22 protein-coding genes, 1 tRNA gene and 1 pseudogene are annotated in these 26,979 nt (G+C 36.6%); 17 read left to right on the forward strand and 7 right to left on the reverse strand.

The annotated features are described in order from the left end of the window. Positions 1-303 precede the first annotated feature (303 nt). Entirely contained in the window at positions 304-1,044 is a 741-nt protein-coding gene (locus MT391_RS18640; protein ID WP_299662554.1) for a DUF1499 domain-containing protein, read from the forward strand. A 461-nt stretch (positions 1,045-1,505) separates the two neighbouring features. Here MT391_RS18640 and MT391_RS18645 read toward each other — a convergent pair. Beyond that, positions 1,506-1,581, reverse strand: a tRNA-Val gene (locus MT391_RS18645). 138 nt (positions 1,582-1,719) lie between these two features. Then, positions 1,720-2,349: an AhpA/YtjB family protein gene (locus MT391_RS18650; protein ID WP_499499482.1), complete on the reverse strand. Its 630-nt coding sequence runs from the start codon at positions 2,347-2,349 to the stop codon at positions 1,720-1,722. A gap of 103 nt (positions 2,350-2,452) precedes the next feature. Here MT391_RS18650 and serB point away from each other — a divergent pair, with 103 nt between their 5' ends. Then, entirely contained in the window at positions 2,453-3,484 is a 1,032-nt protein-coding gene (gene serB, locus MT391_RS18655) for a phosphoserine phosphatase SerB (RefSeq protein WP_499499484.1), read from the forward strand. 213 nt (positions 3,485-3,697) lie between these two features. Here the strand turns inward: serB and MT391_RS18660 are convergent, their stop codons facing one another. Beyond that, complete coding sequence (locus MT391_RS18660) at positions 3,698-6,028, reverse strand: PilZ domain-containing protein (RefSeq protein WP_499499486.1); 2,331 nt, start codon at positions 6,026-6,028, stop codon at positions 3,698-3,700. Between the two features lie 98 nt (positions 6,029-6,126). Further along, complete coding sequence (locus MT391_RS18665) at positions 6,127-6,672, reverse strand: DUF2058 domain-containing protein (protein WP_499499488.1); 546 nt, start codon at positions 6,670-6,672, stop codon at positions 6,127-6,129. A gap of 138 nt (positions 6,673-6,810) precedes the next feature. Here MT391_RS18665 and MT391_RS18670 point away from each other — a divergent pair, with 138 nt between their 5' ends. Beyond that, positions 6,811-7,215, forward strand: coding sequence for a CBS domain-containing protein (locus MT391_RS18670; protein ID WP_166372950.1), 405 nt, complete (start codon positions 6,811-6,813; stop codon positions 7,213-7,215). 290 nt (positions 7,216-7,505) lie between these two features. On the opposite strand, the gene aat is transcribed toward MT391_RS18670, so the two are convergent. Beyond that, a complete protein-coding gene (gene aat / locus MT391_RS18675) occupies positions 7,506-8,216 on the reverse strand; it encodes a leucyl/phenylalanyl-tRNA--protein transferase (RefSeq protein WP_499499490.1) in 711 nt (236 codons plus the stop codon). Positions 8,217-8,577: 361 nt separating this feature from the next. Between aat and MT391_RS18680 the strand changes: the two genes are divergently transcribed. Beyond that, positions 8,578-9,180: a hypothetical protein gene (locus tag MT391_RS18680; RefSeq protein ID WP_499499492.1), complete on the forward strand. Its 603-nt coding sequence runs from the start codon at positions 8,578-8,580 to the stop codon at positions 9,178-9,180. Between the two features lie 138 nt (positions 9,181-9,318). On the opposite strand, the gene gltA is transcribed toward MT391_RS18680, so the two are convergent. Then, complete coding sequence (gene gltA, locus MT391_RS18685) at positions 9,319-10,596, reverse strand: citrate synthase (RefSeq protein WP_499499493.1); 1,278 nt, start codon at positions 10,594-10,596, stop codon at positions 9,319-9,321. Positions 10,597-10,991: 395 nt separating this feature from the next. On the opposite strand from gltA, the gene sdhC reads away from it, so the two are divergent. From sdhC to MT391_RS18735, 10 genes are all read left to right on the forward strand, one after another. Next, positions 10,992-11,369 carry a succinate dehydrogenase, cytochrome b556 subunit gene (gene sdhC, locus MT391_RS18690; RefSeq protein WP_037070645.1) on the forward strand — a complete coding sequence of 126 codons (378 nt, stop codon included), beginning with the start codon at positions 10,992-10,994 and terminating at the stop codon, positions 11,367-11,369. Further along, positions 11,363-11,707 carry a succinate dehydrogenase, hydrophobic membrane anchor protein gene (sdhD, locus tag MT391_RS18695; RefSeq protein WP_166372946.1) on the forward strand — a complete coding sequence of 115 codons (345 nt, stop codon included), beginning with the start codon at positions 11,363-11,365 and terminating at the stop codon, positions 11,705-11,707. The genes sdhC and sdhD overlap by 7 nt, the downstream gene beginning before the upstream one ends. Next, a complete protein-coding gene (sdhA, locus tag MT391_RS18700) occupies positions 11,708-13,474 on the forward strand; it encodes a succinate dehydrogenase flavoprotein subunit (protein WP_166372945.1) in 1,767 nt (588 codons plus the stop codon). 14 nt (positions 13,475-13,488) lie between these two features. Further along, positions 13,489-14,202: a succinate dehydrogenase iron-sulfur subunit gene (locus MT391_RS18705; RefSeq protein WP_499499494.1), complete on the forward strand. Its 714-nt coding sequence runs from the start codon at positions 13,489-13,491 to the stop codon at positions 14,200-14,202. Between the two features lie 51 nt (positions 14,203-14,253). After that, positions 14,254-17,064: a 2-oxoglutarate dehydrogenase E1 component gene (gene sucA, locus MT391_RS18710; RefSeq protein ID WP_499499496.1), complete on the forward strand. Its 2,811-nt coding sequence runs from the start codon at positions 14,254-14,256 to the stop codon at positions 17,062-17,064. 47 nt (positions 17,065-17,111) lie between these two features. Beyond that, positions 17,112-18,281 (forward strand): 2-oxoglutarate dehydrogenase complex dihydrolipoyllysine-residue succinyltransferase, encoded by a 1,170-nt coding sequence (odhB, locus tag MT391_RS18715; protein ID WP_499499506.1) that lies wholly within the window; start codon positions 17,112-17,114, stop codon positions 18,279-18,281. A 115-nt stretch (positions 18,282-18,396) separates the two neighbouring features. After that, the gene (gene sucC / locus MT391_RS18720; protein WP_499499498.1) at positions 18,397-19,563 is read left to right on the forward strand and encodes an ADP-forming succinate--CoA ligase subunit beta; all 1,167 of its coding nucleotides are present in this window, start codon (positions 18,397-18,399) and stop codon (positions 19,561-19,563) included. Further along, positions 19,563-20,435 (forward strand): succinate--CoA ligase subunit alpha, encoded by an 873-nt coding sequence (gene sucD / locus MT391_RS18725; protein ID WP_166372941.1) that lies wholly within the window; start codon positions 19,563-19,565, stop codon positions 20,433-20,435. Before sucC ends, sucD begins: the two co-directional genes overlap by 1 nt. Positions 20,436-21,696: 1,261 nt before the next feature. Beyond that, positions 21,697-22,230, forward strand: coding sequence for a PEP-CTERM sorting domain-containing protein (locus MT391_RS18730; protein ID WP_499499500.1), 534 nt, complete (start codon positions 21,697-21,699; stop codon positions 22,228-22,230). A gap of 395 nt (positions 22,231-22,625) precedes the next feature. Next, positions 22,626-23,108, forward strand: a complete 483-nt coding sequence (locus MT391_RS18735) for a hypothetical protein (RefSeq protein WP_499499502.1) — start codon at positions 22,626-22,628, stop codon at positions 23,106-23,108. 123 nt (positions 23,109-23,231) lie between these two features. Here the strand turns inward: MT391_RS18735 and MT391_RS18740 are convergent, their stop codons facing one another. Next, on the reverse strand, positions 23,232-24,380 hold the full coding sequence (locus tag MT391_RS18740; protein WP_299662490.1) for a methyltransferase: 1,149 nt from the start codon (positions 24,378-24,380) through the stop codon (positions 23,232-23,234). Between the two features lie 118 nt (positions 24,381-24,498). On the opposite strand from MT391_RS18740, the gene MT391_RS18745 reads away from it, so the two are divergent. The 3 genes and pseudogenes from MT391_RS18745 to MT391_RS18755 all read left to right on the forward strand — a co-directional run. Then, positions 24,499-25,596: a glycoside hydrolase family 18 protein gene (locus MT391_RS18745; RefSeq protein ID WP_499499504.1), complete on the forward strand. Its 1,098-nt coding sequence runs from the start codon at positions 24,499-24,501 to the stop codon at positions 25,594-25,596. Between the two features lie 109 nt (positions 25,597-25,705). Then, entirely contained in the window at positions 25,706-26,305 is a 600-nt protein-coding gene (locus MT391_RS18750; RefSeq protein ID WP_166372936.1) for a PhnA domain-containing protein, read from the forward strand. Positions 26,306-26,449: 144 nt separating this feature from the next. Then, positions 26,450-26,674 (forward strand): annotated as a pseudogene (locus MT391_RS18755) (DUF3302 domain-containing protein); the annotation flags it as partial. Positions 26,675-26,979 lie beyond the last annotated feature (305 nt).

Raw genomic sequence — 26,979 nt, forward strand, 5'->3', positions numbered from 1 at the left:
CACCTAACAATTGATTAAGGTTGTTTCTCTTTATATCGCTTTTTTTGGGAGGCGGGAGCTGGTAATGATAGTCAGATTTTTCCTTTGAAAATTAATGTTAATCTCTGTGGTTTTGAGGCGATAGTTCTTCACGATATGTTGTTACATACTCCCTTTCTTTATTAACCTCGCCTTAACCTACTCCTCTGTAAGCTCGACCTAATTTGAGTTATAAAATGTTTAAAGTAAAATTTTTTGTGATTCATAAATAAAGTGAAGTTAAATAGATATCTAATGTGATTTTTTAAAAAGGAAAGATTTTTAATGTCATTATTAAAAAAACCGAAAAAATGGGCTGCTCTTGCACTCGTCGCTAGTATTGCTTGCATCTCTGTCGTTGCTTGGTGCATGTTCAGTGTAAAAGGTGGAACGATGGGATTCAGGGATGCAGCAGGATTAACACGATTGACTGTTCAGATAAGTGCAGGTGTCGCTATTTTTTCTGCTGTAATTTTTATCTTTTCATTGATTCGTAGAGAACTGATTTCGAGCTTGATGAGTGGGATTGCAGCACTAATGCTGTCTGCACTGGTTTTTGTAGCAGTAACTAGTCAACCTTCTGAATATGATTCGCCCGCAGGGCCTGCGCTTAATGATATTTCAACGGACACTTTAGATCCGCCTCAATTCGATGCAGTTGCAGGAGTTCGACCTAGTGATAGCAATACTTTGGATTATCCTGGTGAATCGGCTGTGGCTAGGCAAGCAGATGCATTCCCAGATATTGCGCCTATCCAATCTGAACTTAGTAGCCAAGCTGCTTTTCAACGTAGTCTTAAAATAGTTAGCGACTCTGGGTGGGAATTAATCGCAGAGGATGATGCTAGTGGGATTATTGAAGCCGTTGATACAACTGCTTTTTTTGGTTTTAAAGACGATATTGTTATTCGAGTTCGTGAAAATGGTAACAGTAGTATTATAGATATTAGATCTCACTCTCGAGTTGGTCGCGGTGATCGGGGACAAAATGCCAAACGAATTCGTCAGTTTATTGAGGATTTTTAATGATGGCAGTTGTTAAGTGAAATGATTAATAAATAAGTCATTATCGGGGACGTAGCTGAGCTGTAACAATGGACGTAATGCTTACGCTTTACTACTCCCAACAAAGCTCAGATTTTTCACCTCATCGCTATATTTAAAAAAGCCAGAGAGAATGGAAGTACTGTTGATGATAATGTCTTGTTTCGTAATGGCGCGCTAAAGCTTTTCTATTAAATAAATGATTAAATTTTGCGTAGGAAAAAAACTTAGTTTTAGGCGTAAGTTGAGCATTTCAAAGATTAACTTTGTTAAACGTGTGTCGGAGAATTAACGAATAAATGTTAATTTTTTAGTGCTTGTCATTTACGAAATTGACATTGAAGGAATAAGTTATTTTTCTTTTCAGTTTAATAAAAAATTTTTAGACTTATAAAGTAGTTAGAAAATTATTAAATTAGAAATAATACTAGATGTAAAAAATATGGTGCTCGCTACTGGACTTGAACCAGTGACCTACGCCATGTCATGGCGGCACTCTACCAACTGAGTTAAGCGAGCTTATATAGAAGCTGTTGAAAGCGAAGTGATTTTGCGACATCTTGGCACTACTGTCAATGAAACTTTACTAACTTTAGTTTGTTTGATGTTTTTTTGTGCACTACGCTTGTTGTTCGTCTATTTTAACTGCAATTAAGATTATTTAGTGGCCTCTTTTTTAGTACGTTCAATCAGTTTTGGGATTTCTGCAATAAGCTGTGTGTAAATACTGGTGACTTTTTTGTAGAAAATGGCGGTCAATAATGTGCCTGCGATAAAAGACAGTAAGATTAATAACGACATTATCGATAATCCACGTTGCTGATAATTTTGAATTAAACTTAAAATTCGTTCCTGCTCCAAAGCGATACGGATATAACCTATTTTCGTGCCATCGTCATAAAGTTCTGCAATGTAGGGGATAACACCCTCTGCTTCATCACTTTGTTTGCCACCAATTTTTAATAATACGGGTAAAGGTATCGATGCTTTAGATTGGTAAAGTATTTGCCCCAGTTTATCGTAGATAATGGCATCTCTCACAATTGGATCTTCACTGAGATCATCAATCAGTAGTTGTAAATTTTCTTGGTTTTTTTGAGATAAATAGCGAGATGCTTCAGCGGCGGCTAAGTTGGTTAATGAATAAGAAAATTTCTCTGTTTGCTGGAAACGGACAGCATTAGATTCATTTTGCAGGGTGATAAATTGATAAGCAATCACTGCAAATAGTGCAAACATGGTCACTACTTGTAACGTACGTTTTATCCAGAAAAGCTTGTTAACCATACATTTAAACCCTTAGTTATCGTATCTACGCTTGCATTATAAATTAGCAATCGCTATCTTGTGAGCAATATTTTTACGGCAATTAACCAATAGGCATATTACAGTGGAAACGATTAAAACACTTCAAGTACCTGCTCACTCTATCTCATTTTTGCAATGGAAAGTAGATTTGCAATCTTCAGTTGAAGCGAGACAACCATTATTTTTAATTAATGATACGCCAGAAAATGAATTTTATGCTCGGGCAGAATTAGTGTTAATGGGAAAAAATATCAGCACTCGCGCTTTAATTGCTTTAAAAACAATACTCATTAATGAAGCTGTTTCGCAGGTTGTATTATCTAATCTAGGTGAAGTCGAAGGCGTTAATTTTATACGCCTAACGCTGAATACGCTTCCGAGTGTTGTAAGCGAAGCTGTTAGTGCGTTTGCACTTGAACATGAGTGTGACGTCGCATTAGTTGAACAGTTACCTAATTTTGCGGTACCTGGCCTAGTATTGATGGATATGGATTCAACTACGATACAGATTGAATGTATTGATGAAATTGCGCGGTTATATGGGGTTGGTGACCAAGTTTCAGCTGTTACTGCTGCGGCAATGCGAGGTGAGTTAGATTTTAATGAAAGCTTACGTACCCGTGTTGGTAAGTTAGCAGGAGCACCTGAGTCGGTTATTAAAGAAGTCGCGGATAATATGCCACTCATGCCTGGTTTAGTGGCTTTAATTGCGGGTTTAAAAGCGGCTAAGTGGAAAGTTGCCATTGCTTCTGGTGGATTCACTTACTTCGCTAATCGATTAAAAGCGGACCACGGTTTTGATGCTGCTTATGCGAATACCTTGGAGATTATTGATGATACGCTAACGGGGCAGGTAACGGGTGAAATTGTTAATGCTGATGTTAAAGCACGTACACTAAAAGAGTTAGCTACATCGTTCGATATCCCTATGAATCAAACAGTTGCTATTGGTGATGGTGCTAATGATTTAGTTATGATGGCAGCCTCTGCAATGGGGATTGCTATCCATGCCAAGCCTATTGTGCAAGAGAAAGCTGCAGTTGCCTTAAATCACTTAGATCTAGAAGGGGCGTTGTGTTTACTGATTGCTTCTTTACCTTTACAAACTCAGTAAGCAATAAATAAACCTTTAGTTAGTTGTAAGATTAAATAGGCGGAGCAAATTGTTTGTATACTCCGCCTAACTTGGTTAACAAAATGAGTTTATGCATACCTTTATGAGCTACTTCTTTAAACAGCCATCTTTAGCTGACAGCTTTTTATGGGTAATTATTTATAATTAGCTATCTATAAGTAAATATCAAAAGATAATTATCTACAACAAACTTCAATCGCCCAGTATCTGCTTAGTCCTGTCTATAACTTGTATCATGGCATTAATTTTTAGTATTTCTTCTTCAATGCGCTGGCTAAGATGTTTTGCATAACAAGATATAATATTTACTTCTGAGCTAACTACTGCTAAATCAGGGGCTTTGATGGAAGTTAATCGGTAATGTAATATTTGCAGTTGTTTCAGCTCTTTATTATCTAAAATAAACTTTCTTTTGCTCTCTTTAGATTTAAAGTCCTCATCTAAGTAGCTATTGATCTTCCATTTATTATTGGCTACTAATATTTTTTGAACGTAGATAGTACATTCAAAATTTAATGGATTTTCAAGTGTTGAAACAGTTCTTAATGGCGTATGTAAAATACGCTCTAATAATCTTCTATTAGATAGGGCGAGATGATTATTTTCATATGAATCTTTACTGTTAATATTAAACAATTGCTTGAGTGCCTTAGACGTGTCGGCAATTGAAGATAGCGAAATTTTAGCTTTGCAATTTTGAGTTGATACATAGAAGAAGGCTGGATGCAGCGCACTCTCTGCAGCTTCCCTTAACCGCGATGTTACTGGTTGTTTATTGGCCTTGAGTGGGATGACTTGAAAGTGTGTTGGGTTATTTTTGATTAATATTGAAAAGAACTGGTGCATAGTTAAATAACTATCACGAGTTGCTACCTGTAAGTGAAAGGTATTATTTGGACCAGAAGAAATCACACGGTATTCAATGTTAGAAAGGGTAAATTGTTTAGATAGCTTTTGTAGGTCGATAAAATCAATTTTAATTAAACTACGTCTTGCTAAGGATTCTTTAGCACCTAGTTGTATTTTTAAACCTGACGTTGAAAAATTGACTATTTTCCCAGAACAAATATCTTTCCCAGCTGTTAATTTAATTACACTGTTAAAGCTATAACGTTCTTCTTTGCGTAATTCATCGGGAAACAGATCATATACAGGAACAAAGCCTGGTTGTTTTTCTCGGTGCACAAAAATATTTAATAGATTGAGGTCTCTTTTTTCATCACTACGATGATCTATTTCAATGATTTCATTAGTCGCTATTTCAGTTAATGTTGCAACATGCGTAATATCATCAAATATTGATGGCTTTATATCTGTCAACCCGTATGTTTTTTTGGCTTTATAAACATAATTTTGCAGTGTTAAATGATAGCAACGCCAATTAGGTTTAGTACGACCATACTCAATAAATAAATGCTTTAAGTTTTCTTTTTTTAATTCTTCTTCGGTCGCTGATAAGAAGAACTCCTCGCCTTCACTGATATATGTAAAGCAATACACTGTTGTTGCTAGTGTTGGCTTCGCCATACTTAACATTGCGGCTAATCGCTTTTCAGAGAACAAAAAAGGCAGTTGATTGCTATTATCACAACGCCAATCATCTATAATTTCTTTGTTTGCTTGATTACGGAGTGAGAATATTAATGCGGAACTATGGGTTGCATTAAGATAAATCGGGAGGCTACTTAAGCCCATCAACGTACTGGTTCTAATCAGTTTTTCTCGCGCTAGGCGGAAATAATAGTGCACATCTAATTTATATTTATGCTGATTACTGCGAATAAATAATTTTATGAAATTAACAAAAGCCGGTTTATCGTCCTCTAGGTTTAAATATAGGTAAAAACCCGTTTTTTCTTGTTGTTGTTTAACTAAACGATAAGTTATTTTTTGCCCTGTGATCGCTTTATCTTTGTAGTCATTACCTAAAGCAGTAAAATTAACCTTAATGAATTGATCATCAAGGTAGTTCGACTTTTCTGATAACTTTACTTTAAGTCCCGTAATAGAAATGTTTGATGTACTTGCTTGATGCTCAGATCCATCTTCAAGTATGACAGTTATCTTTGATACAAAAAACATACGTGCAGCAGATTGTTTACTGTGATTATCTAATTGAATATTTTCTGTAATATTGGGGTCTACTTCAGGTGCTATTTTAGCCACAGGTTTTGCTGATTTTTCCTGTTTTACTTTTTGAACATGCTCCAATACTTGTTCATAAGCCCCAATGGTATATTCGCCATATAGTTTTATTGCCGCTGTTAATTCTTTATCTGCTGAGGGAGTGAGGTAATGCATAATATCTTGGTGCGTGAATTGTTGCGTTTCATCCGTTACCTTTTCACGCAGGTCTATAATCCGAGAACAGGGTTTGGCAAGTCGGCTTAATTCCATCTTGATCAGAAATTTATCACTAGTACTTTCACCAAAGAAAACTTTATCCAGCATAGTACTAAAGTCCGCTTTATTTCGAAGCGGAATTAACGTTCTGATTTGTGATTGATAAGCCTTAAAGTCCATAAATGCAGTATCTCTTTTTACAAAAATTTTGTTATTGAAAAGTTATTCTAGGTCGATACCTTCTATATGTCACTTATTACTAAGGATATTTTTGTTGTCTACCACATTAAATCATCAGGGATTGCAAATTCAGCATACGGGTCATCTGCTTCATTTTCTGTTGAATTATCTGTTTGGTCATGCAGTGCAACAAGTACTGATTCGTCGATAGCGCGTAATTTCTCAGCGGCTTCTTTGTTGATTAAATAAAATTCTTCATTCAATACACAAATGGCAAAAGAGCCTTTGATTAAACCCTGCTGAATAGAAGGTGTTACAGCAATGCGCTTAACTTTGTTTTCATAAGTGAAATGGTAGTCTAGTTCACCTTGGTAATCTTTTTCACAATGCTGAGCAATCATCTGGATTAATTTACCATGTGCAGCGCGTATTGCTAATTGTTGTTGGGTTTCTTGGTTATCCGCTAGGTCTTTTTGTCTTTGCAATTCAGTTTTTTCTTGTACTGCTTTTTGTACGTCTGAAACAATCACCGTCCCTTTTTTTTTCTTTTGTTTTGCTTGTCGACGTTTTTCTGTTTGTGCTTGTTTTGCTTTTTGCTTATTAACTAAACCTGAATTCATTAATTGCTCTTGTAATGAAGCCATATCGAAACCCTTTGCTAATGAAATATAAAGGAAATAGTTTAGCATATAATGTTATTTCAAATATCGACTTTCTTTTAAAAAAGGGTTAGATTGAAGTGTCGGGCAAAGGATATGTTCAAATACAAGGAGCTGAATATAATGAAAAATTTACAAGTTAAGCAGTTTATGACAGGTAAAAGCATTGCATTCACAAAAGGAATGAATTTAGAAGCGGCTGTTGATAAATTATTATTATCTAATTTAATCGGCGGGCCTGTTATTGATGAGACGGGACATGTAGTAGGTTGGTTATCTGAGCAGGATTGCCTTGCTAAGTTAATTGAAGCGAGTTACTACCATGAACATGCTGCATTGGTTGAAGACGTTATGTCTGATGCACCTTTGAGTATCCCTTCGACGCTAAGCATTCTAGATTTGGCACAGAAGATGATCCACGAAAAACCGAAAATGTATCCTGTGTTAGACGAGGATAATATTTATGTTGGTTTGATCACTAGAAAAGTTGTACTGGGTGCAATCAAGTCACAATTACAACAAAACTAATATTAGCGATTATTTAATATTTATCAGTTGTAGTACATATAAAACGTGCTAATTCGGCACGTTTTAGGTTTATTTAAATCTAGATTAAGCCTTAAATATACTGTAATACAAACAGTGTGGCAGCGCCTAAGACCTTTTAAATAACACCATCTAACTTATTTGTATTATCTTTGTTTCTAAACTTCACATCAGTTTAATTTCAAATATTTTATGCTTTTTACATAAACGTCAGTTTTAAGTCCAACTCTATTTTTTAGTTACAAAAACTTGAACGCGTATATAAATTACGTTTATTTTAGGTAAATAGTCTGTTTATCCCAGCAAGTTGAATTAATAGTTGTTCCTTTATATTGGTCGAGTTGTTTGATGAACGCTAGCCGAGTGTTCGCAGTTACACCTAAACTTTGTAAATGCTCTGTCATCATTTGGCAGTCTATTAACTGCCCTTGAAAGCGTAAAAAATGTTGGCTCAAAGCAATAAAAGCAAGTTTTGATGCATTCGTTTGTTGATGGAACATCGACTCACCACAAAAAATGGCACCTACATTGACCCCATATAATCCACCCACTAATTGATCTTGATTCCAAACTTCCACTGAATGTGCAACGCCACGTAAATGTAACTGATAATAGGCAGATTGGATTGCAGGGCTGATCCACGTTTCAGCTTGCTTTTTACGAGGTTGTGCACAGGCTGTAACGACATCTTTAAAACGATGGTTAACGGTGATCGTAAGTGAGGTTTGGCGAATAAATTTTGCCATGCTTTTACTTATATGCACTTGCTGTGGTTGGATCACGGCTCTTTCAGCAGGACTCCACCATAGAATAGGCTCGCCATCGGAAAACCAAGGAAAAATAGCATGTTGATAGGCATTAAGCAGTCGTTCGGGTGATAAGTCACCACCGATTGCTAGTAGTCCTTCTGGATCATCTAACGCATTGTTGGGATCGGGGAATTGAATAGAGTCAATGGATAATGCGGTGAGTTGTTTTGGCATAAGTTCTCTAGATGTTTTGGGAAAAATAATTAAAGCTAGTTTATTTGCTAGTAAATGACATTCCCAAGAATTTAAAGAATGTTATTTTTATGTCCATCAGATATTCACTCAAGATTATCAGGTTATAAATAACGGCGGTAATTATTTGAGAGTCTGGCATTTTACATGATTTTAATAGATTAAGGACCCATAACGGTACTTAGGCTACCTTTTTTATTAGCTGTTTTTTAGGTAATCAAAAAGGTAATCACTTTACAGTTAGCTGTTGTTTACTCAATAAATCGGGTTTTCAAACATTTAACTATTTTATTTGTTATCGTGTATCAAATTTATCACATTTTAAAAAATTAAGGTCAAATTGATGAGTGTAATCGATTACGAAAACTTGTTTGAAGTCAGAAAGCAAAAAGAAGAAGAAAAAGGGCAAGTGACTATTGTTATAACACCTGATTTAAGTATCCCATCTCCAGACTTGATGATAAGACATCGAATTAAATTTGATGATATTTTACATTCAAAAATAACATTTAATACCATTAGCAATTGTAAAGACATTAAAGGCAGCGTGACAACATTCTATAAATTGGATAATAAATTTAAATCTATTATATTCATTCAAAGTGAAATCATTCCCTACAGCACTGATTTAGATGTTCGTTATATGAATGAGGCTTATAAATATACTTTTCTTATTCATGGGCTTGCACTTGTAAATGACTTTGAAAATAGTATTAATTTTAATAAACACGATAAGCAAATAGATGTAATTAAAATTGAAACTTATGCAGCAGTCTACGTACTAAAATATTTTACAGTGAAAAGTTACGACATTGCGAGGGCTTTATATGCACGCAGATTACTTAAGTTGAATAATTCGAGTGATGGTTGTTGTTTACAAATTCAACGAGAAATAATGAAGAAGTATCCTAAGAAAAAACTACTTCAATGGTCAAAACAGCTATAAAAAAGAGGGTATACAGATAATTAAAGGTTATGAAACCCGTTAATTACTGTATACCCTCTTTATTGTCCACTTCTCTAATGAGCATGGCTTGTAGTGGTGCTACTTAGTCATATCATTAAGTTTGTTGATTTAGTGGCGTTATTTGTCAGGGTAATTTAAATCAACTTCACCCGTATACATTTGACGCGGACGACCAATTTTTTGTCCTGGTTGATCTAACATTTCTTTCCAATGTGAAATCCAACCAATAGTACGAGAAACAGCGAATATTACTGTAAACATAGTACGTGGAATACCCATAGCACGTAAAACAATACCTGAGTAGAAGTCTACATTAGGGTAAAGTTTTTTCTCGATGAAGTAAGGGTCTTCAAGCGCAATACGCTCTAGTTCCATTGCGACATCTAGCAGTGGATCATCAATTTTCAGATCATCTAATACTTCATGACATGTTTTACGCATTACCGTAGCTCGTGGATCATGGTTTTTATAAACACGGTGTCCAAAGCCCATTAAACGGAATGGGTCATCTTTATCCTTCGCTCTTGCAACAAACTCAGGAATACGATCTACAGTACCGATCTCTTCTAACATTTCTAAACACGCTTCGTTAGCACCACCGTGAGCAGGTCCCCATAATGAAGCAATACCAGCTGCAATACATGCAAATGGGTTAGCACCTGAAGAACCGGCTAAACGTACAGTAGAGGTTGATGCATTTTGTTCATGGTCAGCATGAAGAATCAATATTTTGTCCATTGCACTTTCTAGTACTGGATTAACAACATATTGTTCACATGGAATACCAAACATCATCTTCAAGAAATTACCGGCATAAGATAATGTGTTATCCGGATACATGAAGGGTTGACCTATAGAATATTTGTAGCTCATTGCCGCTAAAGTTGGCATTTTTGAAATGAGACGAAATGCTGCTATTTCACGACATGACTCATTTGTAATATCTAAGGAGTCATGGTAGAAAGCTGATAAAGCACCTACTACACCAACCATAATCGCCATTGGATGAGAGTCACGACGGAAGCCGCGGTAAAATGCGACTAGCTGTTCATGTAACATTGTATGATGAAGTACAGTGTGTTTGAACTTGGCAAATTCTTTTTCAGTAGGTAGTTGACCGTTTAGTAATAAATAACAAACTTCTAAATAATCTGATTTGTATGCTAAATCATCGATAGCATAACCTCGGTGTAATAAAATTCCTTCATCACCGTCAATAAAAGTTATTGCAGACTCACAAGAGGCTGTTGCAAGGAAACCAGGGTCGTAAGTGAAGTAGCCTGTTTTTCCTAAGCTACGAATATCAATTACATCATTACCAGCTGTTCCACTAAAGATAGGTAGTTCAACAGGATCTTGTCCTGGTAAGTGAAGTATTGCGACTTTGTCCGACATTATTTTCTCCCTTGTTTTAAAAATTATTTATATTTTTTATAATTCTTTGTACTCTTCTTGTACTCTTCTTTTTATAAACACGCTTTTTTGGTGCCATATTTTTACAGTCAAAATTTAACCTTGTCAAATTATACATTGCAACTTTGCGGGAGAAGATCGCAACAAATATTAGATAAAATCTTTAATAATCCAAAGTGCTATAATTTCTTTCAAGCCTCTGATATCTTAAGGATTGGGTGGGTAAAATTTTCAATTGAGTTATTTATTGCTCAATTGAAAATTTTACCGTACTTAGCTCACAAAAAAATGCGTTTCGATGTTACAAAGCATTAACAATGTGCTAACAATAGAGCCCGTAAAACAACCCCTAACTTTTAGCCATCATAAAGAGATAAATTGTGCGCAAAGAGAGACCTAAAAATTTAGACCTATCCACGGTTAAATTCCCCATTACTGCTACCGCTTCAATACTGCATCGTGTTTCTGGGATCATCGTTTTTATTGCATTAGCAATATTCCTTACCCTCCTAAACTGTTCGTTATCATCAGCTCAAGATTTTCAAAGTGTACAAGGTTATTTAGACTTGTTTATCGTTGAATTTATTTTCTGGGGATCGTTAACAGGTCTTGCTTACCATGCCGTATTTGGTGTTAGGCATATGATTCAAGATTTAGGATATTGGGAAGAAATGGACAGTGCATCACTTAGTGCAAAAGTAGGCTTTGGCCTTACTGCTGTATTATCAATATTAGCGGGGATTTTAGTATGGTAAAGGTTGCAGGTACTTTCGGGCGGAGCGGCGTCCACGATTACATATTATTACGTGCCAGTGCAGTTATTTTATTAGCCTACATTTTATATCTTGTAGGCTTTGTTGCATCTGCAGATATTACTTATCAAGTTTGGACAGGCTTTTTCTCACTAACATTAACAAAAGTATTTACGTTAATGGCATTGGTGGCAATGCTGGTTCATGCATGGATTGGTATTTGGCAAGTTTTAACAGATTACGTTAAATGTACTTTATTACGTGGCACATTACAGTTTGTGTTAACAACAGTTGCATTTGCTTACGTTATTTTTGGTTTTGTAATTTTGTGGGGTGTTTAAGTGAGTTTACCTATTCGTGAATTTGATGCGATTGTTATTGGTGCTGGTGGTGCAGGTATGCGCGCGGCATTATCTATTTCGCAAGAAGGCAAAAGTTGTGCGTTGATTACTAAAGTATTTCCAACGCGTTCTCATACTGTATCTGCTCAAGGCGGTATTACAGTAGCGCTAGGTAATGCACATGCAGATAACTGGCAATGGCATATGTACGATACAGTTAAAGGTTCTGACTTTATCGGTGATCAAGATGCTATCGAGTTTATGTGTAATGAAGGACCCGATGCTGTTCGTGAACTTGAAAATATGGGTTTACCATTTTCTCGTTTCGAAGACGGTTCAGTATATCAACGTCCTTTTGGTGGTCAATCTAAAGAGTTTGGTGGCGAGCAAGCTGCTAGAACTGCAGCTGCTGCTGACCGTACAGGTCATGCATTGTTGCATACGCTTTATCAACAAAATATAAAAAATAAAACCACCATTTTCTCTGAATGGTACGCGCTTGATTTATTGAAAAATGATGATGGTGATGTTGTTGGTTGTACTGCTATTGATATTGAAAGTGGCGAAGTTTGTGTGTTTAGAGCACAAGCAACGGTACTCGCAACTGGTGGAGCAGGGCGTATTTATGCTTCAACAACTAATGCTCACATTAATACCGGTGACGGTGTTGGTATGGCCTTACGTGCTGGTGTACCGGTACAAGATATGGAAATGTGGCAGTTCCACCCAACCGGTATCGCTGGTGCAGGTGTTCTGGTAACAGAAGGGTGTCGAGGTGAAGGTGGCTATCTTTTAAATAAAGATGGTGAACGTTTCATGGAGCGTTACGCGCCAAATGCTAAAGATTTAGCCGGTCGTGATGTTGTTGCTCGTTCAATCATGATTGAAATTCGTGAAGGTCGTGGTTGTGAAGGTCCTTGGGGCACGCACATTAAATTGAAACTTGATCACCTTGGTAAAGATGTATTAGAAACACGTTTACCAGGTATCTGTGAATTATCACGTACGTTTGCTCATGTTGATCCTGTACATGAACCGATTCCAATCATCCCTACTTGTCATTACATGATGGGTGGCGTACCAACTACCGTTAACGGTCAAGTGTTAAAACTAGATGAAAATGGTAAAGATGTTGAAGTGAAAGGTTTATTTGCTGTGGGTGAAATTGCAAGTGTATCAGTTCATGGTGCAAACCGATTAGGTGGTAACTCATTACTTGATTTAATCGTATTTGGTCGTGCTGCGGGTAAACATCTTGGTAAAGTATTAACCAAAGAAAATACAGCTAAGCCACCAACTGAAGAAAATATTGAAGCTTCTTTAGCACGTTTCAATCGCTGGGAAAAAGGCACAGGTACAGAGTGTCCTGATCAAATTCGTAAAGACCTACAACAATGTATGCAAAACAACTTCTCAGTATTTAGAGACGGTGATGCAATGGCTGAAGGGCTTGCGGAGTTACGCGTTTTACGTGAACGTTTGAACAATGCTAAGTTAGGCGATAAGAGTAGCGAGTTTAATACTAACCGTATTGAGTGTTTAGAACTAGACAACTTAATGGAAACTGCTTTTTCAACTGCTTTAGCGGCAAACTTCCGTACTGAAAGTCGTGGTGCCCATAGTCGTTTCGACTTCCCTGATCGTGATGATGCAAATTGGTTACACCATAGTATCTTCAATCCTGAAACAGAAAGTATGTGTAAACGTGACGTTAATATGGCGCCGGTACTACGTGAAGCTTTCCCACCTAAAGCACGTGTTTACTAAGAAGGTTTTATAATATGAATGTTACATTTTCTGTTTATCGCTACAACCCTGATGTTGATGACAAACCTTCAATGAAAGATATGTCATTAGAAATACCTGAAGGTTCTGACATGATGGTGCTTGATGCTTTGATTGCATTAAAAGAGCAAGATAAGTCATTGTCATTCCGTCGTTCATGCCGTGAAGGTGTTTGTGGTAGTGATGGTTTAAATATTAATGGTAAAAATGCATTAGCGTGTATTACGCCTCTTTCTGATTTACTTTCTGCTGGAAAAATTGTACTTCGTCCACTACCTGGTTTACCAGTGGTACGCGATTTAGTGATCGATATGACACAATTTTATACTCAGTATGAAAAAGTAAAGCCATTTTTGATTACAGATGGCACTATACCGCCCGCTGGAGAGTTCAAACAATCTCCAGAAGAGCGTGAAAAATTAGATGGTTTATACGAGTGTATTTTATGTGCTTGTTGTTCAACCTCTTGTCCTTCATTCTGGTGGAATCCTGATAAGTTTATCGGTCCAGCTGGTTTATTAGCTGCATACCGTTTCCTTATCGATAGTCGAGATAGTGCAACTGAAGAACGCTTGTCGAATTTAGATGATGCTTTCAGTGTTTTTCGTTGTCACAGTATCATGAACTGCGTGAGTGTTTGTCCGAAAGGATTAAACCCAACCAAAGCGATTGGTAAAATTAAATCTATGTTATTACAACGCGCAGTTTAATTACTAAATAAATATTATTAATTAAACATTAATAAAGAATAAGGAATTTTAATGCCAACTAATGTTATGGAAACTTGGTTAGCCTCATCGCATCTTTCCGGGGCAAATTCTACTTATATCGAAGACATTTACGAATTGTATTTAGAGGATCCACTTGCTGTGGACGCTAATTGGCGTGAAGTCTTTGATGAGTTACCAAGTGTGACTGACGCTCCTGAGGAGCGCCATTCAATTATCCGTGAACAGATGAAGCATGCGGCGAAAGCGCCAAAATGTTTTACACCGCCTGATGGTGCTGTTCACAACGATGCAAAACAAGTCAAAGTGTTACAACTGATCGGTGCTTATCGTAACCGAGGACATGAAATTGCTAACTTAGATCCTCTTGGTTTAGTTAAAACTGAGTCAGTGAAAGAATTAGACCCGTTCTATCACGAGCTGAGTGGATCTGATTTAGATGCTAACTTTAATGTTGGTTCATTTGCGGCAGGCAATGAAACGATGATCTTAAAAGATCTCATTGCATCGCTTAAACGTACTTATTGTGGTTCATTGGGTGTGGAATACATGCACATCACGAACACTGATGAAAAGCGTTGGATTCAAAACCGTATTGAGTCATGTGAAAGTCGCCCATCGTTCAGCAACGAAGCTAAAAATAGATTTTTAGAAGAGTTAACTGCAGCAGAAGGTCTTGAGCGTTACATCGGTGCTAAATTCCCTGGTGCAAAACGTTTCTCTTTAGAAGGTGGTGACTCTTTTGTTCCTATGCTTAAAGAAGTCATTAGACGTTCTGGCGAGCAAGGGGCACATGAAGTTGTTATCGGAATGGCTCACCGTGGTCGTTTAAATGTATTAGTTAACGTATTAGGTAAAAAGCCTGCTGATTTGTTCAATGAGTTTGCGGGCAAACATGCAAATATCGATGGTTCAAGTGATGTTAAATATCATCAAGGTTTTAGTAGTGACTTTAAAACTGCTAAAGGCAATGTACATTTATCGTTAGCATTTAACCCTTCACACTTAGAAATCGTTAACCCTGTAGTTTTAGGTTCGGTTCGTGCTCGTCAAGAACGTTTAAATAGTATTGGTGAAAGTGTTTTACCTATCACTATCCACGGCGACTCTGCAATTGCTGGTCAAGGTGTTGTGCAAGAGACATTCAATATGTCACAAGCACGTGCATTTAAAGTAAGTGGTACTATCCGCATCGTTATCAACAATCAAGTTGGTTTCACTACTTCAAATCCTGAAGATACTCGCTCAACTCGTTACTGTACTGATATTGCTAAAATGGTCCAAGCACCAATTTTCCACGTTAATGGTGATGATCCTGAAGCAGTAATGCAAGCAGCACATATCGCAATTGACTTCCGTAATAAATTCAAACGTGATGTTGTTATTGATTTAGTTTGTTACCGTCGTCATGGCCATAACGAAGCAGATGAGCCAAGTGCAACACAGCCATTGATGTACCAAAAAATCAAAAAACATCCTACTCCACGTGATATCTACAGCAAACAACTAGAAAGTGAAGGTGTTATTGCAGATGGTTTTGCTAAAAAGCTCGTTGCTGATTACCGTGATGCTTTAGATAATGGCGAGTGTGTGGTTAAAGAGTGGCAATCTATGCAAGGTAATTCTATAGATTGGTCTCCTTACCTAAAACATGACTGGGATTTACCCTACGAAGCGGGTTTCCAAAAACAACGTTTAGTAGAATTAGCTGAATCTATTAGTCATTATCCAGAAGATCAGAAACAACATTCTCGTATTGCGAAAATCTACAATGACCGTCAAGCGATGGCCCGTGGTGAAAAATTACTTGATTGGGGTTTTGCAGAAAACTTAGCTTATGCAACATTGTTAGACTCTAAGTATAACATTCGTTTAGTAGGTCAAGATTCTGCACGTGGTACCTTCTTCCATCGTCATGCTGTATTGCATGAGCAGTCGGAAGCTAAACGTTATACTCCTCTACAAAATATCTCTGATGATCAAGGTCACTTTGATGTTTATGATTCAGTACTATCTGAAGAAGCTGTACTGGCTTTTGAATATGGTTACTCAACGGGCGCACCTAAAGGTTTATGTATTTGGGAAGCGCAGTTTGGTGACTTTGCAAATGGTGCTCAAGTTGTATTTGACCAATTTTTATCATCAGGTGAGCAAAAATGGGGTCGCATGTGTGGTCTAACTGTTTTACTGCCACATGGTTATGAAGGTCAAGGTCCAGAGCATTCATCTGCTCGTTTAGAACGTTTCTTACAATTGTGTGCTGAGCATAATATGCAAGTATGTGTTCCTTCAACGCCAGCTCAGGTTTATCACATGTTACGTCGACAAGTGATCCGCTCTATGCGTCGTCCATTAATTGTTATGTCACCTAAGTCGTTATTGCGTCATCCATTAGCCGTTTCAAGCTTAGATGAACTTTCGTCAGGTACATTCTTAAATGCAATTGGTGAAGTCGATGAGTTAAACCCTGAAGCAGTGACGCGAATTGTTTTATGTAGTGGTAAAGTTTATTACGAACTACTAGAAAAACGTCGTGCTGAAGCGTTAAACCACATAGCGATTATACGTATCGAACAGCTATACCCATTCCCTACGGATGAAGTAAATGATTTACTTGAGCAATATGCGCATGTAACTGAGTTTATTTGGTGTCAAGAAGAACCACAAAATCAAGGGGCTTGGTATTGTAGTCAACATAATTTCCGTACTGTATTGCCTAAAGGCGCAACTCTGCATTATGCAGGTCGTGCAGCATCAGCATCAACAGCGGTTGGATATATGTCTCTGCATGTTAAGCAGCAAAAAGCATTAGTGAACGAAGCTCTTGGTTTTGATGAACAGTAATCAAAATTAAATTTATTGAATAAAAATTATTATTGTAGGAAGCGTTAATTATGATTGAAGTACTAGTACCAGAACTTCCAGAATCAGTTGCAGATGCAACTGTAGCAACTTGGCATAAACAACCTGGTGACTTCGTTGAGCGTGATGAAGTGTTAGTTGAAATCGAAACAGATAAAGTAGTGTTAGAAGTTCCTGCTACTGCATCAGGCATTTTAAAAGAAATAATTGAAGACGAAGGCGCAACCGTACTTTCTAAACAGTTATTAGCTAAGTTAGAAGAAGCTGATGCACCTGCTGTAGCGAAAGAAGAAGCAGCTCCAGCTGAAGCACCTGCAGCAACTGCCGATGCAAGCCCATCAGTTCGTCGTTTAATGCTTGAAGAAGGCATTGATGCGCGTGATATTAAAGGGTCTGGTAAAGGCGGTGTTATTACGCGTGAAGATGTAGATAACTTCCGTACATCTAAAAACAAAAAAGAAACAGAGCCTAAGGTTGATATCGTTGCCGCTGTTGCTGCACGTAGTGACAAGCGCGTACCGATGACACGTTTACGTAAACGTGTTGCAGAACGTTTATTAGAAGCTAAAAACTCAACGGCAATGTTAACTACATTTAATGAAGTAAACATGAAACCAATCATGGATCTTCGTAAGCAATACCAAGAAGTGTTTGAGAAAAAACATGGTATCCGTTTAGGATTCATGTCTTTCTACATTAAAGCGGTAACTGAAGCACTTAAACGTTACCCAGAAGTTAATGCTGCAATTGACGGTACTGATATCGTTTACCACAACTTCTTTGATATCAGTATTGCTGTATCAACACCACGTGGTCTAGTAACACCTGTTTTACGTGATACTGATACATTAAGTGTTGCTGACATTGAAAAGGGTATTCGTGAGCTTGCTATCAAAGGTCGTGACGGCAAATTAACTGTTGACGAAATGATGGGCGGTAACTTTACCGTGACTAACGGCGGTGTATTTGGTTCTTTACTTTCAACGCCAATTATCAATCCTCCACAAGCGGCTATCTTAGGTATGCATAAAATCCAAGATCGTCCAATGGCGATTAACGGAAAAGTTGAGATATTACCGATGATGTACCTTGCACTGTCTTATGACCATCGTTTAATTGATGGTAAAGAGTCAGTAGGTTTCTTAGTGACTATCAAAGAGCTTCTTGAAGATCCTACTCGCTTATTACTAGATGTTTAATCTTTAATAAAAAAGTTTATTCGCTGTTTATTTTTATAAGCAGCGAAACAAGAATTGTTTTTACACTCACGGCTTTCGAGCTATTAAGTTTAACTAAAACAGATGGAAATCAAACATGAATTTGCATGAATATCAGGCAAAACAGCTATTTAAAGAATACGGTTTACCGGTTCCACAGGGTGTTGCCTGTGATAGTGGCGAAGAAGCGGTTAATGCTGCGTCAAAATTAGGCGGAGATAAATGGGTTATTAAGTGTCAGGTACATGCGGGTGGTCGTGGTAAAGCGGGTGGCGTACAGTTAGTTGATTCAAAAGAAGCAATCCGTGAGTTTGCACATAAATGGTTAGGTCAAAATCTTGTTACTTACCAAACAGATGCTAACGGACAACCAGTTAATAAATTATTATTAGAAAGTTGTAGTGATATTGCTAACGAGCTTTATTTAGGTGCGGTTATTGACCGTGCTTCACAACGTGTTACGTTCATGGCGTCTACTGAAGGCGGCGTTGAAATTGAGAAAGTTGCTGAAGAAACACCTGAATTAATCCATACTGTTATAATCGATCCTTTGGTTGGCGCACAAGCGTACCAAGGACGTGAATTAGCATTTAAATTAGGTTTATCTGGTAAACAAATTGGTCAATTCACTAAGATTTTCTTAGGGCTTGCAACTATTTTTGAAGATAAAGATTTAGCGTTATTAGAAATTAACCCATTAGTTGTAACAGGTTCAGACGATTTAATCTGTTTAGATGGCAAAATTACTATCGACTCAAATGCAATGTACCGTCAAAAAGCACTTCATGCTATCAACGATACAACACAAGATGATGCTCGTGAAATGCATGCGGCTCAGTGGGAACTTAACTATGTAGCTCTTGATGGTAACATCGGTTGTATGGTTAATGGTGCTGGCCTTGCTATGGGTACTATGGATATGGTTAACCTACACGGCGGCAATCCGGCGAACTTCTTGGATGTTGGCGGCGGTGCAACTAAAGAACGTGTTACAGAAGCATTCAAAATCATCCTTTCTGATGACAAAGTTAAAGCTGTTTTAGTTAATATATTTGGCGGTATTGTACGTTGTGATTTAATCGCAGAAGGTGTTATTGGCGCAGTAGCTGAAGTAGGTGTTTCTGTTCCTGTTATCGTTCGTTTAGAAGGTAACAATGCAGAATTAGGTCGTAAGATCTTAGCTGAGTCAGGTCTTAATATTATTGCAGCAACATCATTAACAGATGCTGCTCAGCAGTCTGTTAAAGCGGTAGGTGGAAAATAATGAGTATTTTAATTAATAAAGACACTAAAGTAATTTGTCAGGGTTTCACTGGTGGTCAAGGTACTTTCCACTCAGAGCAAGCGCTTGAATACGGTACACAAATGGTCGGTGGTGTTTCACCTGGTAAAGGCGGTCAAGTACATTTAGGCTTACCTGTATTTAATACAGTACGTGAAGCAGTAGAAGAAACGGGTGCTACAGCATCGGTTATCTACGTACCAGCACCATTTTGTAAAGATGCTATTTTAGAAGCGATTGATGCAGGTATTAAATTAATCGTTACTATTACTGAAGGCATTCCAACACTAGATTTAGTTGCAGTTAAAATTAAACTAGATCAAGAAGGTGTTGTGATGATCGGTCCTAACTGTCCTGGTGTTATCACACCTGATGAATGTAAAATCGGTATTATGCCGGGTCACATTCATAAAAAAGGTAAAGTAGGTATCGTATCGCGTTCTGGTACATTAACTTATGAAGCTGTTAAACAAACTACAGACGAAGGTTTTGGTCAATCAACTTGTGTTGGTATTGGTGGTGATCCTATCCCTGGTTCTAGCTTCATCGATATTCTAAAATTATTCCAAGAAGATCCAGAAACTGAAGCAATCGTAATGATTGGTGAAATCGGTGGTACTGCGGAAGAGGAAGCGGCTGCATTTATTAAAGCAAACGTAACTAAACCTGTTGTTTCTTACATCGCTGGTGTTACTGCACCTGCTGGTAAGCGTATGGGACATGCTGGTGCGATTATCGCTGGCGGTAAAGGTACTGCAGAAGATAAATTTAAAGCATTAGAAGATGCAGGCGTGAAAACGACTAAATCACTTGCTGATATCGGTAAAGCATTACGTGAAGTAACTGGTTGGTAATCTCTAGCAGCTGTTTATTTCAGTAAAGCACTACGTGAAGCAACTGCTTGGTAATCTCTAGCAGCTGTTTATTTCAGTAAAGCACTACGTGAAGCAACTGGTTGGTAATCTCTAGCAGCTGTTTATTTCAGTAAAGCACTACGTGAAGTAACTGGTTGGTAATCTCTTAACAAGATTGCTTACTGTGTTGACTCACAACACAAGCCTCGCTTTGAACTGACCTTCAATAGCGGGGTTTTTTTGTCCCTAAAATTTAAACTCTATTTCTTGCGTTTAAGCTTCATGAAGGTGCTCTGGTAAAATATTTCTGTCAACCATTAAAGGGCTAGTCGATATCTTTAAAGTGTTACACAGAGTGACTGAAGTAGTTATTGGCTTAAATGGCTGCGAACATTGCATTTTATTTATATCTTTACATACCTCTTTATATAGCTCTTTTCATAGCAGCTTACGTATCATCAGGATAATAGTCTTCTAATAAAGTTTCTTATCATATTTATTCACAATACAAGCCCCAGTGGTTCTCTGTTTTTTATAAAAATTTTAAGTTATGCACTTATGATCTGAATCCAGCCTTCTTCAATAAACAGTAATTTTAAAATCATGACATCTTAATCATTAAACCACAGTCGATCTCATTGAAAACCGAGTACAGTTTGAGCAAAAATAGACGGTCGCTTCTTAAAGTAATTACTTATTACGAAATACAACAAAGAAAACCTTAGATTCAATTTGATATTAATAATGCTTTGCTTAATCTATTTATAATTGAGTAATTTGAATCGATTTCACTGTGTCCAGTAATTAAGTTCAAAAAATATGTCGGAAAATCTTGCATTACTTATGAGTTAGTAATTATTTTTTTCGAAATTATTATTATTAAATACATCAATAGCTTGCATTATATTTTTATATTATGTTCTAAATTAATTGTTAGTTTTTTAAAGTATTCCTTTATGTTTATTTAAATGACTTTTTGAAATTTTGTCTTTTATTTTATAATGTCATTTTATCTTCTTTGAATGTTTTGTCCCATTCATTATTCACCTTTAATGATACTGAATTAACAATATGTTGATTTTCTTTACATTTGTTATTAATTAGGTCCCTGAAAACCTGTATCTCATTGTTAAATATATAGATTTTCGAGTTGGCATATTTGATGCTAAACCAAGTGTAATACCAGTTATGTATATATCTGATATATATGCTTTTTTCTTAAGTTTTTTCTTTCTTACATTAAATGGAATAGGGGTGGAATATGGACATGTTTAATTTTTCAAACATAAAAAAAATGGGATTAGCAATCGGGCTATTATTTAGTGCAAGTACTTTTGCAGGTACAATCGTAGACACAGTAGAACAGAATCAATTTGTTGGCTGGTTAGATTCGCATACTTATCAGCACAATTTAAATGATGGTTTAGATCAAACTGGATCGTTTACTTTAGGAAGTGCTTTCAGTGGGTTCCTAGAAGTAGAAGTTACAGATGATAAAGATGGATTTTTCGAAGGGATATTCCCAGAAGTTATACTATTTACCGTTGAAGATTTTGACTTTGATAGCGGTGCCATTACATTTAATAATGGATTCTCTGGTGCATTAGAAGTTAATGCTTTAGGTGCTTTGAATGCTGATGGTTTACTCGATATTGTAGTGTCATCTTTATTGGGTGACTTTTATGTTGGGAAATCAACCTTAACAGTACAAGTGCCTGCGCCTGAGACTATGTTATTATTTGGACTTGCAATTGCAGGTTTAGCTGTTCGCCGCCAACGTCAATTACAAAAATAAATTCTATAGTAGTTCGTTCTACATTAAGAAAGCCTCGTTTTACGGGGCTTTTTATTTATAGTTACAAAATTTATTATGCAACTCTAGAGAATAGGTTTGTCTTATAGATCTTTCCTATTAGTTGGTAACAATAGCTATTGTTACCAACAAGATTGATCCGTTATCTAATAGAATTAGCATTACTCCTTTCAATAGATGAACCCCATAGAGATAAGTAAAGTGAGTATTACTATTTCTTCAGCTTTTACGTTATAAACTTCCTGTCATAATTTGTTTGTAGTAGTAAAATTTTAGATTTAATAGTGTGGTTTTTCGTTATTAGCGACAGTAGCTACTGATAGGCTTCTAGGCTATCATCGCATTGCATATTCACTGTAAAAAATTGGGATAGAGAAATGAATTTAATAAAATTATTACCGTTATTAACATTTACAGTTGCAATGCCTACTTTTGCGGCCGAAGTCAGTCAGATTAATGAAAATAACATGATCGGTAATTGGCGCTGCCAGCACCAAGCAGAAGAGCCAAAGACCAAAATGAAGGTAAAGGTCCACTACAATATCAATTACGCTAAGCAAGGGAAGTCGAGTGGGTCAGGTACTTTATTACTGAATATTCCAGGCATGCCTGAATTGACATTTAATGAAACCGATAAATCGTCATGGCAGTTAAAAGGAGATCAGCTTGTGATGTCATCCAGTGATATTAAATTTACTAATGTCAGCCATCCACAATTAGATAATTTCTTTAATTTTAATGATATTTTGCCAGATAGTATTAACGAGTCAGGTAAGGTATTAGCATTAACAGCTTCAACATTAACCATTAAATCTGAAGCTTATGGTGAAGTGTATTCCTGTGCCCGGTTAAAGGGTTAAAGGGTTAAAGGGCAAATTAGTTGTTAATTTGTCGCTAGCTTGAATTAATCAACAGGACATTTTGATAGTTAATGGGGATATGTAACCTCAAGTGTAAAGATTTACACTTGAGGTTTATATTTGCTATTCCATTTTAATTGCACGTAGGATAACGAACTTTTTGTTTTCTGCGATTAATTCACAGTTTCCAAAAATGCGCTCTAATTTATCTTGATAATCTAAATGGCGATTACCAACAATCACTAGTTCTCCATTCACTGCTAAACAGAAATGTGCATCATTAAACATACTCCAAGCGATATGGTCGGTGATTGCATGTTGTTGATGGAAAGGAGGGTTACATAAAATTAAATCATAACTACGTGCTTTAAATCCAACTAACCCGTTGTTTACTACAAAACGAGTATTATCAGAACGTTCTTCTTCAAAGTTTTTCAGCATATTAATACGTGCTGAATCTACTGCCATATAAGATTCATCAATGAATGTGATTTGTGCTTCTGGGTATGCTACTGCTGCTGCCATGCCAACTACGCCGTTACCACATCCTAAATCAACAACTTTAGTAAAATCACCTTCAGGTAAGTTATCCATTAGGTAACGTCCACCAATATCTAAATGGTTACGTGAGAAGACGTTCGCGTGGTTATGAATTTTCCAGTCAAAACGCTCAATATCCCAAGTAATTGCAATATCATCTTCTGGAATGTCTGTTTGATCAACGATACTGAATATCAAACGCGATTTTTTCTTTGCTAATGACGTTTTAGTGGTACCGATATACTTTTCAAATAAAGCCAGTGTTGATTTATGAATGGTGTCGGCTTTACCCGCTGCGACTACAATCGTATCTTTACCAATTACAGTACTTAATTGCTGTAATTGATGCTCTAAAAAAGACAATGTTTTAGGTACTTTTATTAATACTACTTTAACGTTATCTGGTAATGCCTGCAGACTATCTTGAATTAATAAATTGTCAGGATCACATTGATTACGTTGCATATTAAGTTTTATTGAACTTACTGATAAAAAAGAGTCTGAAACTACAGTTCTTTCAAGATCGTTAAAGTAACAGCTTAATGCACCAAAACCGTCGTTGATAATTAATAGTTGCCCATCTTCAGTAATGTATTTATTCAATTCATTTTCATTAAAATGGTTGATCAAGTATTCATCAGCTGAATCCCAAGCTTGTAATGTTTCGTTTTTTCTTCGTGGATGGCGATGTAATATTAAAGTTTGATCTGCAATTATTAATGCTTCATTCATAGCGTTTGCCTAATTTGGTGTGTGAAAAAATACTTATTTTCTTATTTTAACTTGCTTGCCCTATTAAGGTAAGTGATATTATTAATTGTATTCAAATGAAAAAAGGATAAATCCGACTGTGAAAACATCATTACCGTCTCATAAACTACTTGCGCATAAATTCATTAGAGCATTTGTGCTCTGTCTTCCACTCTATGCGTTAGCTGCTTGTGATAATAAGACGTCAGGATTTCTTGATGATATTTGGGAAGGCGATGAGGATGCAGTGTGTGAGGAAGACTTTACCAGTGTTGATTTTAAGCAAATTGCATACTGGTCTATCAGTGATGAAGAAACACTTGATGACATCGATTTTACTAAACTAACTCATGTTATTTATAACAAAATTGGTGTTGAATCTGATGGGGATTTAATTTTACCCACTGGGGATGATTTAGATGAATTTGAAGAGTTGATTGATACGGCACATAACTCGGGTATCTATGCCATGGCCTCTATTGGCAACGCTAGTGACTCTGCTTTTAACTCTATCGCAGGAAATACAACGGCCTTAAATAACTTTATCAATAACGTTGAAAATTTGATCAAAGATTATGACCTAGACGGCATCGATATTAATTGGCAATTTCCAACAACTGATGATGAAGGGGACCTATTTGAAGATTTAGTAAAAGAAGTTTCTGAACTGACTACCGACCAAGGAGTGCTGTTTAGTTACGTGGTCGACTCCGGTGAAGATGATGATGCAACTGATCAAGGTGTGCAAGAGAATGCTTTAGGTTACCCTGATTTTGTGAATGTGATGGCGCTTAATACAACTGACAATGACGACCTGCACTCTTCTTTAGAAGATGCACAAGATGCCATCACCTATTGGACTAATCGTTGTGTGGTAAAGAACAAAATAGTATTAGCAATTCCTGTTTACTCGCAAGGTGATGCCGTATTAGATTTTAATGATATTGTGACCGACGACCTTGATAACGCATGTGTTGATGAAGCGATTAATGTTGAAGGGCCAAACGGCAATACCTACGACAATATTAATTACAATGGTATAGCAACAGTGATTGCTAAAACAGAGTATGCACAAACCAACGCAGGTGGGGTTATTCTCAATGCTATTAACCAAGATTATGTTGAAGATACTGACTATTCACTATTGAATACAATGTATTTGCAGTCTATATATCAATCAAATGCAATTTGTGATTAAACATTCCTCCTTTATGGTTAAGTATTGAAGACTATTTCTAGTTTTTTTTATTGTTAAAAGGGCGCATAATAGCGCCCTTTATTTACCCTACTAACTATAAGGTCATATTATGCCGATCAATGCAGCTTTAACAGAACGTAGTAATGGATGTTGTGAATTATGTTCATCGACTAATGAACTGTCTATTTTCGAAGTGCCACCTGTTAAAGAACCTAACTCAGATAAATCAGTGTTAGTGTGTTCTACTTGTTTACCTCAAATCGAAAAAACAGTTGAGATGGATAATAACCATTGGCGTTGCCTTAACGATAGCATGTGGAGCCAAGTTCCTGCTGTGCAAGTAACTGCATTTCGTTTATTAACACGTTTAAGTAAAGCGGGTGAAGTTTGGGCTCAAGATCTATTAGATATGATGTACATGGAAGATGAGCAAAAAGCTTGGGCTGACTATGGTGTTGCTGCCGATGAAATTGAAGATGTTGCCCCAACGCGTGATTCAAACGGTGTCGTGTTATTAGCGGGTGATAACGTAACGTTAATTAAAGACTTGGAAGTAAAAGGCGGTAATTTTACTGCTAAGCGTGGAACGCCAGTGCGTAATATTTCGTTAACTGATAACCCAGAACATATTGAAGGGCGTGTTAACGGTGTTCGTATTGTACTGTTAACAACTTACTTGAAGAAAATGCCATTATTCGAAGATAAATAACGATTTAAGTTATTAAATATTAGAGAACATATTTAATATTAAGCCCGTTATGTGATTACTTTATGATATTTAAAGGAATTGCGTGATGGGCTTTCTAATTTCTGCGATACTAATAACAAATTAATATCATTTACAGGACGTAATATGCTTGAATATATCGCTTTAGGAATATTAGTATTTATATTCGTTACCTTATTTTATGGAATGGTCGCTATACATGACATTCCCTATAAAATGGCGAAGGAACGTAATCATCCACAACAAGATGCGTTACAAGTAGCGGGGTGGATCAGTTTATTAACTTTCCATATTCTATGGCCATTTTTATGGATCTGGGCAACGTCATACCGTCAAAATAGAAGTTGGGGTGGGACTGACAATATAGAATCAGTTACAAGCAAAGAAACCAACCTTCAATTGATTAACTTACAAAACCTTATCAATCTGCAACATCGAGTTGAAACGATCGAAACTGCCTTATCAATCAAATCCTCTGAAAAAGTGAAAGCAGTAGCTGAGAAAAATATCGCTTCTGAAGATGATATTGATTTTAAAGTCGATACTGAGGTAGAAGATTTTGATAAACAAACCTCACAATTATTCGAAGATATAGACAAATTAAACCTTGAACAACAGCAAGGAGATAAATAATGGATTGGTTTATAACGTTAAGC

Source organism: Vibrio sp. 1-Bac 57, assembly GCF_037546855.1.
Classification (GTDB): domain Bacteria; phylum Pseudomonadota; class Gammaproteobacteria; order Enterobacterales; family Psychromonadaceae; genus Psychromonas.